Origin of the sequence: Sporomusa sp. (genome assembly GCF_035561255.1) — a bacterium.
Classification (GTDB): domain Bacteria; phylum Bacillota; class Negativicutes; order Sporomusales; family Sporomusaceae; genus Sporomusa.
In genome coordinates this window covers 1-8,936 of the sequence record NZ_DATMXX010000119.1, presented here as the reverse complement: position 1 = coordinate 8,936, position 8,936 = coordinate 1, and the positions used below count along the sequence as shown (strand labels likewise).

The window sequence follows — 8,936 nt, the reverse complement described above, 5'->3', positions numbered from 1 at the left end:
GTGGGATGTAATAGATCCCTTTGTGTTTTCATACCTTTTTGTTTTTAAAAAAATTACGGAGAGGTGTATATGATAATTAGTAGAAAAACACTTGCTATTGCCGCAGTTGCCAGCATGATGCTGGCAGGAACCCCTGCAATGGCCCAGGAAACCCCAATATACAGTCTTGAGGAGATTGTGATTCAAGCCGACAGTGTGCAGAAAGATAACGCTGACACAACAGTTAGTGTTAAAACAGTAAGCCCGGGAAAAGCCTCATCTATCCCCGAACTATTAAGAGGGTTTGCCGGTATTGACATTCAACAGCGCACAACGGCAGGTGATAACCAGGATGGCACAATAAAATTGAGAGGCTTTGATGCCAGGCGTTATACTGTGCTCTTAAACGGACGGCAGATCAATGCTGCCGGGGTCATGGGTGGGCAGTATGCCGATTGGACAACCATTCCCTTAAACACAGTAGAGAAGATTCAAATCATTAAAGGTGGTAAATCTGCTGCTCATGGCAACACGCTAGGCGGGGTTATCAACATTATTACGCGGGATAAAGGTGTTAACGGCGGCGAGATTAACATTCTGGCAGGAAGTAACGGTAGAGAGGATTATTTGTTTAATTATGGTGGTTCAGCAGGAAAACTAAATTTTAATATTATCGCCAATAAGACAAGTTCAGATGCTTTTCTGCGGAACAATGATTATGATTCTGAACAGTATGGCCTAAGACTAAACTATGATATTACACCTGAAGACAGTATTGCTGTTGGTGTTAATAAGACTGAGACTAAGCGCGGTTTTATTATTGCCAATACACCAGGGCCGAATTTTGATTCGAGGTTTCCAATTAGTGATGGTGAGTCGTTATCTCCAGGTTTCTCACCAAGTTATCAATTAAATCCAGGTGCATACTGGGAAAAAGATAATATTTATTATGATTTTACATATAATCATAAAACTGAAAGCGGCTTCTGGCGCATTGATTATTGGAAAAATGATGAAAAACGCCGTGAAGTCAATTATAATGCGGCTGGTACTGCAATTGAACTGGATCGTACAGTAGTAAGCGATCAATCTGATAACATCGGCGTATCAGGTCAAACGAAGATTAACGAGCATACGATTGGTTACGGCGGTGAATATAAACAATTACGGTATGGATCAGGTTATTATGATAAGCGGGCCGGAAACACAGATGAAATATATCCTTCACAAAAGATAGACTTATGGGGAGCATATGTTGACGATACTTTTAAACTGGATGATCGCTGGTCGGCTTATCTAGGTCTGCGTTATGACCATCTTTCGGCCAGACAGGATGATGTGAGGGCAACTGCTATGCGTAATTACGAGGCTGATGCATTATCGCCGAAAATGAGTTTGTCTTTCCGAAACAATGAGACTACAACTACATTTTTATCGGTTAACAGGTTGTGGCGGGCGCCGTCAATGGCTGAATATTACTGGTGGTCTCAGAAATATAATGCTAACATTGGTCAGGACGTAGCTAATCCCGGTTACCATAAACAGATTAAACCAGAGAAAGGATATAGCTATGAGATTGGCGCCGAACAAAAGGTCAGTGATAAATACAATACCAAAGCTACGTTGTATTATCAGGACATTGATGATTATATTAACTTCCAGCATGTTAATCCTTTTTGGTGTTATAACATTGATAAAGTCAAAGTATGGGGTGCTGAATGGGAAAATGTCTACAAATTTGATGAGATAAATAAAGTGATGTTTAACTATACCAATCAGCATACCGACAAGGTTGGTTCAAGTCTTACGAATGCCGGTTTGGCTGGTGAGCTTGATTATCGACCACAGCACAAAGCAATGCTCGCCTATCATTATGACAATAAACCCTGGCAAGTACGCTATAGCATAAACTTTACAAGTTCCCAGAAAGCACTCTATAATAATACCACACTGCGCGAAATTGGCTGCTATACCACTCACAACCTGGCTGTTGTCCGTGAACTTGACAAAACAAGAACGGTCAGCCTCTATGTAGATAATATTTTTGACAAGCAATATGTAGAACAAATTGGCTACCCAATGCCTGGTCGTTCGTACTATGTCAGCCTGACCCAAAAAATATAGGCCAAGGTAGAAGGTGAACCTATGAATTATACTCACAAATTATTTAATGTGGCTATGTTTATCGCTCTTGGCGTAACAATGCCGATAGCCTTCCATTTCTTCGGGGGGGTTGGACAGATATTTCTCCCGATGCACATCCCGGTATTGATGGCAGGATTGTTGCTTGGCTTCAAAGGTGGTCTGGCTACGGGGCTGTTAACGCCGGTTATAAGCAGCTTTACTACCGGGATGCCGCCGCTAATGCCTATGCTGCCTATTATGGTGCTAGAATTAGGTGTATATGGGGCTATAACAGGGTATCTGTACCGGCAGCGCAAGCTGCCGCTAGTGTGGTCGCTGATTGGGTCCATGCTGGCAGGGCGTATCGCGTCTGCTTTGCTTGTGGCCGGTATGGCTGCCATATTTGCAGTTCAGCTAAAACCACTACCATTTATTATTGCCTCAGTTACTACCGGATTACCGGGGATTGCCATCCAATTATTTTTTGTCCCGCTGCTGGTAAAAAGACTTGAAGCAGCTTCGGGGGCGTTTAGGCAGGTGAAAGTACATGAGTAATGAACGGGATTTTTTTGACAAGATTGCGAGCCAGTGGGATAATACTCGTTTGGCTGATGCTGAAAAAATTGCTCAACTCGTTGAGCAGGTTGGCTTAGAGCAAGGATTTAACGTATTGGATGCAGGCAGTGGTACAGGTGTATTACTACCATTTATTAAACAAGCAATTGGTTCGTCCGGTGGAGTAACCGCAGTGGACTTTTCGGCCAATATGCTGGCTAAGGCAAAGGAGAAATATGGCGGCCTTGGTGGTATTACTTTTACCGTTGCCGACATTATGGAGTTTGTTCCTGAAAGTTTATTTAATGCAGTGTTGTGTTTTAATTTTTTCCCTCATATTAAAGATAAACAGCTATTTATGACCCATATGCGCAAGCATCTGTGTGAAGCCGGATTGCTGGTTATCATGCATGACATTTCCCGCCAACAGGTAAATGCCATTCATCAGGGTAGTGAGGCGGTCAAAGATGATCGCCTGTCGCCGGCAGAAACGGTGTGTGAACTGATGAGGACTGTAGGGTTTCAGGTGACAGATGTTATTGATGCAGAGGACCGCTATTTTATCAAGGCTGTAAAAGCCTAGTAACTGCCTGAAAAAGTCATATACAGATAGAACGTAGGTATGAAGCCGACGGTAATTTGCCGTAGTTTCATGCCTTTTTAGTTTATTAGGATTGAAAGGAAGATGGACAACATGATTAAACCAAGGGAAGAGGTAGCTAAAGTAACTATTGCCAGAATGGCGATCTATTATAGCATTCTGAAAAAAATTCGGGATGAGGGAGAACAGGTTTGTGCATCTACACAATTAAGTAAGCTGACAGGGATTGCTTCGTCGGTGATTCGCAGAGATTTGGCCTATTTTGGCGGTTTTGGCACTAAGGGAGTCGGCTATGAGGTTGAATATTTGCTGTCATGGGTGGGTGAGATTCTTGGATACAATGCAGTATGGAATTCAGTGTTGGTTGGCAGAGGGGTTCCATTTACGGGAGTTGGTAATTATGACAGATTGTTGCCACCGGGTTTTAAGATTGCTGCAGTGGTTGATTTGGATAAAAGAAGTCATGGTCACAAGATCCCTGGCTTAGGATTAACTGTGAATCGCCCTGGAAACTTAGCAAACCTGATAAAATCACAGGCAATCTTGATCGGGTTACTCACTGTGCCAACACAAGAGGCCAGAGAGTGGCAAATACCATGGTTAAGGCAGGTATAAAGGGGATTGCTAACTTTTCGCCTGTATCCATATGCCTACCGGATAATATTTCTTTAAGTCAGATCAATGTGACCACTTGTCTTAGCCAGCTTTCTTATAACCTGAGCAGTGGCAGGGTTGAAGATGAGGCTTATACGAGTTTAGAACCGCGTTTAAGACACGCGCAGGGTTGAAATGTATTGTATGTAGTAGTAAAGTAAAGTAAAGTTCTTTTGTTGTTTATTTGCCAGGCGGATATGTAACATAAGAGTTTTTACTATGCGTCTTTAGTTGCGGCAGGAAGCAGATAAGAAGATGTACGAAAACAACAGAGTTATTACAAGGCTGTATACCTATATTTAGTGGATGTTAAGTACAAAAATCTACAATTTTTTGATAAATCTCACAAATTAGGAGGTTATTCGACTTTATTGGCGAAATTACCAATAAAATCAAATACACTCTGTAAATAAAGAAGGGATGGGTGGTAAGAGTGGGTATGCGTACAGTGAAGAGTGATATACTTAATCTGCCGGAGAACTATCGTAAGTTTTACGAGGAATTGATAACCTTTATTCCTGCTAACCATATTTTTGCAGACCCGATCAGAACACTGGCCTATGGAGTAGATGCCAGCCTCTACCGCATAACACCCAAGCTGGTGGTCAAAGTCCGCACATCCCAAGAGGTAGCTGAAATTTTCAAAATTGCCGGTGAATTAAGGATTGCAACTACGATCCGGGCGGCAGGCACTAGCCTGTCAGGTCAGGCGCTTACTGATTCGGTGCTATTGTTGCTGGCAGGGGGCTGGAGCGGCTACCAGATTGATGATCAGGGCGAAACCATTATGTTGGAACCGGGGATTATTGGCTCTGAGGCTAATCAGTATCTCCGGCCATACTCACGGAAAATCGGGCCTGACCCAGCTTCGATCAACTATGCGATGATCGGTGGTATCGCCGCTAATAATGCCAGTGGGATGTGCTGTGGTACTGCCGATAACAGCTATAAAACGATTGCTGCTATGAAAATAATATTTGCAGATGGAGCTATTTTAGATACGGCTGATCCTGATTCTTGTGAGCACTTTATCAGTAGTCATCAGCAATTGATCGGCGCTATTGAAAACATCCGGGATGAGATTAATGCCGACCAGCAGCTGCGCCAGCTGATTGTTCGCAAATTTAAGATTAAAAACACTACCGGCTATGGCATCAATGCTTTTGTCGATTATCATAACCCAATTGACATTATTAGCCATCTTATGATCGGATCAGAGGGAACACTGGGCTTTATTGCGGAGATAACCTACAAGACGGTTGTTGAACATGCCCATAAAGCCTCGGCACTCATGTTTTTCCCGGATATGAAACAGGCTTGTATGGCGGTAATGCGGCTGGAGCGCCCGTTAGTGGCGGCAGCAGAATTACTTGATCGTATTTCGCTGCGTTCGGTAGAAGACAGCGCCGGTATGCCGGCATTTTTAAAAGAGCTGGACGAGCAGGCAACAGCGTTGTTAGTAGAGATTAGAGCTTTGGACAAAGCTACACTTGATAGTAACATCGAAAAAACGATCCAATGTTTAGCCGACATCCCGGTTCTGTTTCCGATTGCCTTCACTGATAAGAAAACCGAGTATGAGACGTTATGGAAGATCCGGGCCGGCGTATTTCCTGCTGTCGGCGGCATTCGGCGCCAGGGCACGTCGGTTATCATTGAGGATGTTGCCTTCCCAAAAGAATTACTGGCTGAGGGTGTTCTCGCCTTGCGGGAATGTATGAACAGGCATGGTTACGGTGATGGTGTGATCTATGGTCATGCGTTAGACGGCAACGTCCACTTTGTTTTTAATCAGAATTTTGACACCCTGGCAGATATCAGTCGCTATAAAGGCTTTATTAATGAAGTGTGCAGTATGGTAGTGGAGCGTTTCTCCGGTTCATTAAAGGCTGAGCATGGCACTGGCCGGAATATGGCTCCTTTTGTTGAGCTGGAATGGGGTCAGCAAGCGTATAAATATATGAAACAAATAAAGCAGGCTTTTGACCCGGAGGCGCTGCTCAACCCCGATGTTGTAATTACCGATAATCCAGACGTCTATGTTGAGAATCTGAAAATCATGCCGCAGGTTCATGAACTTGTTGATAAGTGTATGGAGTGCGGCTTTTGTGAGATTAACTGTCCCTCCCTTAATCTGACCAGTAGTCCGCGCCAGCGTATTGCCGTGCAGCGTGAGCTGGCCCGGCTGCGGGCAGCCGGAACAAATAAAGTGCTGGAACAGCGGGTGGAAGAGGATTATGACTATTTTGGCGAGATAACCTGTGCCACTGATGGTTTATGTCAAACGACCTGTCCGCTGGCAATTAATACCGGTAGCTTTACTAAATATTTGCGCTCAACTAAGATTACCAGCCGGGGACGGAGAACAGCCAAATTCATGGCCGAACATTTTGGTGGTATTACTTCACTGGCAAAACTGGGTTTGGCAGGGGCGCACCTGGCACATCAGACTCTGGGAACTTGTACGGTTGGCGGTTTAGCCAAAGCAGCCCGCTCGGTTATCGGCGAGAGTGTGCCTAAGTGGAATAAGTGGTTGCCCAAAGCAAGTGCGCGTTTGGAAGCGCCACCTGCTGCCCCGCCTGATAGCCGCAAAATAGTTTATTTTCCCAGCTGTGTCAGCCGTACGATGGGCCCGGCCAAAGAGGATAGTGATCAACGGTCGCTGCACCAGGTGATGATGTCCCTGCTTAATAAAGCCGGCTATGGCGTTATTTTTCCACCCGGTATGGAGGAGTTATGCTGCGGGATGCCATTTGAGAGTAAGGGGTACTTCGATGCTGCCGACGAATTGAGCGCTAAGCTGGAACAGGTGTTGCTGGAGTGCAGTAATAATGGGCAATACCCGGTACTCTGCGATACCAGCCCCTGCGTCTACCGGATGAAACGGGTAATGGATCAGCGGCTGACAATCCTGGATACGGTTGACTTTATTCACGACTATCTGCTTAACGAATTAGAGTTTAAAAAATCACCGGAGAAAGTTGCCATTCATGTAACCTGTAGCGCCACTAAAATGGGTTTGGCAGAAAAGTTCCGGGCTGTGGCCGAGGCTTGCGCAACTGAGGTTATTATACCGGACAAGGTTAAATGTTGCGGCTTCGCCGGTGACAAGGGGTTCGAGGTGCCTGAACTCAACGAATCGGCGCTGGCGCATCTCAAAGAATCGATACCGTCAGACTGCAACTGCGGTTTTTCCAATAGCCGCACCTGTGAGATTGGTTTAGCAGATCACAGCGGCATCAGCTATCAATCAATTGCGGTTCTGGTTGACCGCTGCTGCCTGGGGCGAAAGAAGAACTAAGTTAAGAACAATCCGTATGGGGCACAATAAGGGAGCCCCGCAGCCAGGGCTCCCTTATTTCGGGTCTATGAGTGTTTTTGTAATAGGTTTAAGATTCACCGTCGATTAGTGTCATTTCCCGGGAAATAGTTAGCAGTCAATAGCTAAGAATGTGGCTGAACATGTCATAAAGTAGAGCCTATACCTGCCACCACATAATCCCAATAGTAGTTTCCGAGGTATCGGCACAATAACCGTCAATCGCGCTGTTTTCTAAAAACTGACGGATATTGTTTTCAATGTCAGGGCCGTTTAAACCCATTACGGCAAAATATCTGGTATAGTGGTCAATCAGATAGGAAAGAGGCTCCTGATTGGTTTGACCGTAGGTAGTGAAGGTAACGTTGGGGCGGTAGCCTTTCTGATATAGAATGTTGAGCGGATAGATGATATCAAAGGATGGCCCGGGGGCGGGCTCCTGTAAGAGTTTCTCCCATAACAGACGACGTAGACCAATGTCGTGTTTGCCGGCAAAGCCGATTAGGCAGCAGGCTCTGCGGGCCACTTTGGTCATTTTCATCAAGCTGTCATAGTTGTTAATAGCCGGACTTTTGGCAGCAAAGGTTATGTCATAGGCCGGTTCTGGCGCAATATCCTGCCAGTCGGCCAGCAAGGGGGTAATGTTTTTTTGCAAGCCAGCGCTGATTGCTTGAGTAGACAGTGCTTCAAGCATGCCGCTGGAGGTGTCAAGGCCTGTTACTTTGACATGATAGGCTGCCAGCGGCAGGGCGTAGGTGCCTGGCCCACAACCAATGTCCAGCAGGCTGTCACCGGGTCTGATTGCTCCCTGGGCAAGTAAGTCATCAATGATACGCTGGTGCACGTCTTTGTTTGCTGCATTATGCTCAGCATAACGACTGGAGTAGTAGCTCCAGTATTCTTGCCACAGCTTAGGGTCAGGACGCCGCCGGCCTGCTTTTTTGCTGCTGTCCTGCCAGGCTTTATCCCAAAACCGGGCATTATACAAGCTTACCACCCCCGGCTGTAATCTTCAGTACAGGCTAAGCAGGCAATTTTGCCGTCTTGCAAACGGGCGCGGGCTTCCATAACCTTTTCGCCACAGTAAGCACAGATGACAGAGTTAAAGATCTTAGCCTCTGAGGGCAGTTTAAGTTCAACATCTACGATCTTAAATAAGTCCGCAAAAGGGGTTGCCAACATCCGGGCTGTGCGTTCTTCCTGAATTTTGTGCCAGGCACCCTCTTGCTCAGCTGTGGCTTCGCCGCCGAATACTGCCCTCTTAAGCTTGTCCTGTTCTGCAGATAGCGGAATAACTTCTCCCGTCATAACAATCCGCACAGCTTTACCTGTCTGGCGGTTGCCGATGGTATAGGCCTGTTTCCCATGATCTTTAAAGATAAGATTGCCTTTCCCGATGGTGCAGCCTAGCAGCACTTGCACAGCATCAATACCACAGCCGTCAGACTCAACGATGGCGACAAGTTCTTCGTCTTCAGACCGGGTCACGTCAAGGCGCTCGATGGCGGCTTTGGCAGCCAGGTAGCCGATAGTAAGCCCTGGGCAGCAGTGTCCGTGAAATTCGATCGCTTTTTGATAATCAGCAGGCCGGTTAATCATGTTCATTCCCCCCAATCATTTAGTAGGATAAATAAAAAGGCATGCCCAAATAAAGAACTGCAGTTCCTTATAAAGTTTCATACCTTATTTCAACATTATTAAATT

Annotated in this window: 7 protein-coding genes; 5 read left to right on the top strand and 2 right to left on the bottom strand. The window is 45.6% G+C overall.

The features are described 5' to 3' along the window. Positions 1-69: 69 nt before the first annotated feature. From VN379_RS06990 to VN379_RS06970, 5 genes are all read left to right on the top strand, one after another. A complete protein-coding gene (locus VN379_RS06990) occupies positions 70-2,103 on the top strand; it encodes a TonB-dependent receptor (RefSeq protein WP_325532219.1) in 2,034 nt (677 codons plus the stop codon). Positions 2,104-2,124: 21 nt separating this feature from the next. Next, positions 2,125-2,658 (top strand): ECF transporter S component, encoded by a 534-nt coding sequence (locus tag VN379_RS06985; protein WP_325532217.1) that lies wholly within the window; start codon positions 2,125-2,127, stop codon positions 2,656-2,658. Next, a complete protein-coding gene (locus tag VN379_RS06980) occupies positions 2,651-3,241 on the top strand; it encodes a class I SAM-dependent methyltransferase (RefSeq protein WP_325532215.1) in 591 nt (196 codons plus the stop codon). Before VN379_RS06985 ends, VN379_RS06980 begins: the two co-directional genes overlap by 8 nt. Before the next feature lie 111 nt (positions 3,242-3,352). Then, positions 3,353-3,874 carry a redox-sensing transcriptional repressor Rex gene (locus tag VN379_RS06975; RefSeq protein WP_325532213.1) on the top strand — a complete coding sequence of 174 codons (522 nt, stop codon included), beginning with the start codon at positions 3,353-3,355 and terminating at the stop codon, positions 3,872-3,874. 478 nt (positions 3,875-4,352) lie between these two features. Then, positions 4,353-7,214, top strand: coding sequence for an FAD-binding and (Fe-S)-binding domain-containing protein (locus VN379_RS06970; RefSeq protein ID WP_325532211.1), 2,862 nt, complete (start codon positions 4,353-4,355; stop codon positions 7,212-7,214). 178 nt (positions 7,215-7,392) lie between these two features. On the opposite strand, the gene VN379_RS06965 is transcribed toward VN379_RS06970, so the two are convergent. Both VN379_RS06965 and VN379_RS06960 read right to left on the bottom strand, forming a co-directional pair. After that, positions 7,393-8,220: an SAM-dependent methyltransferase gene (locus VN379_RS06965; protein ID WP_325532209.1), complete on the bottom strand. Its 828-nt coding sequence runs from the start codon at positions 8,218-8,220 to the stop codon at positions 7,393-7,395. A gap of 2 nt (positions 8,221-8,222) precedes the next feature. After that, complete coding sequence (locus tag VN379_RS06960; protein ID WP_325532207.1) at positions 8,223-8,831, bottom strand: FmdE family protein; 609 nt, start codon at positions 8,829-8,831, stop codon at positions 8,223-8,225. Positions 8,832-8,936: the final 105 nt, after the last annotated feature.

Excerpts from the sequence above, each read along its gene's own strand:
- VN379_RS06990 (WP_325532219.1), top strand. The coding sequence starts at position 70 with ATGATAATTAGTAGAAAAACACTTGCTATTGCCGCAGTTGCCAGCATG.
- VN379_RS06985 (WP_325532217.1), top strand. The coding sequence starts at position 2,125 with ATGAATTATACTCACAAATTATTTAATGTGGCTATGTTTATCGCTCTT.
- VN379_RS06980 (WP_325532215.1), top strand. The coding sequence starts at position 2,651 with ATGAGTAATGAACGGGATTTTTTTGACAAGATTGCGAGCCAGTGGGAT.
- VN379_RS06975 (WP_325532213.1), top strand. The coding sequence starts at position 3,353 with ATGATTAAACCAAGGGAAGAGGTAGCTAAAGTAACTATTGCCAGAATG.
- VN379_RS06970 (WP_325532211.1), top strand. The coding sequence starts at position 4,353 with ATGCGTACAGTGAAGAGTGATATACTTAATCTGCCGGAGAACTATCGT.
- VN379_RS06960 (WP_325532207.1), bottom strand. The coding sequence starts at position 8,831 with ATGATTAACCGGCCTGCTGATTATCAAAAAGCGATCGAATTTCACGGA.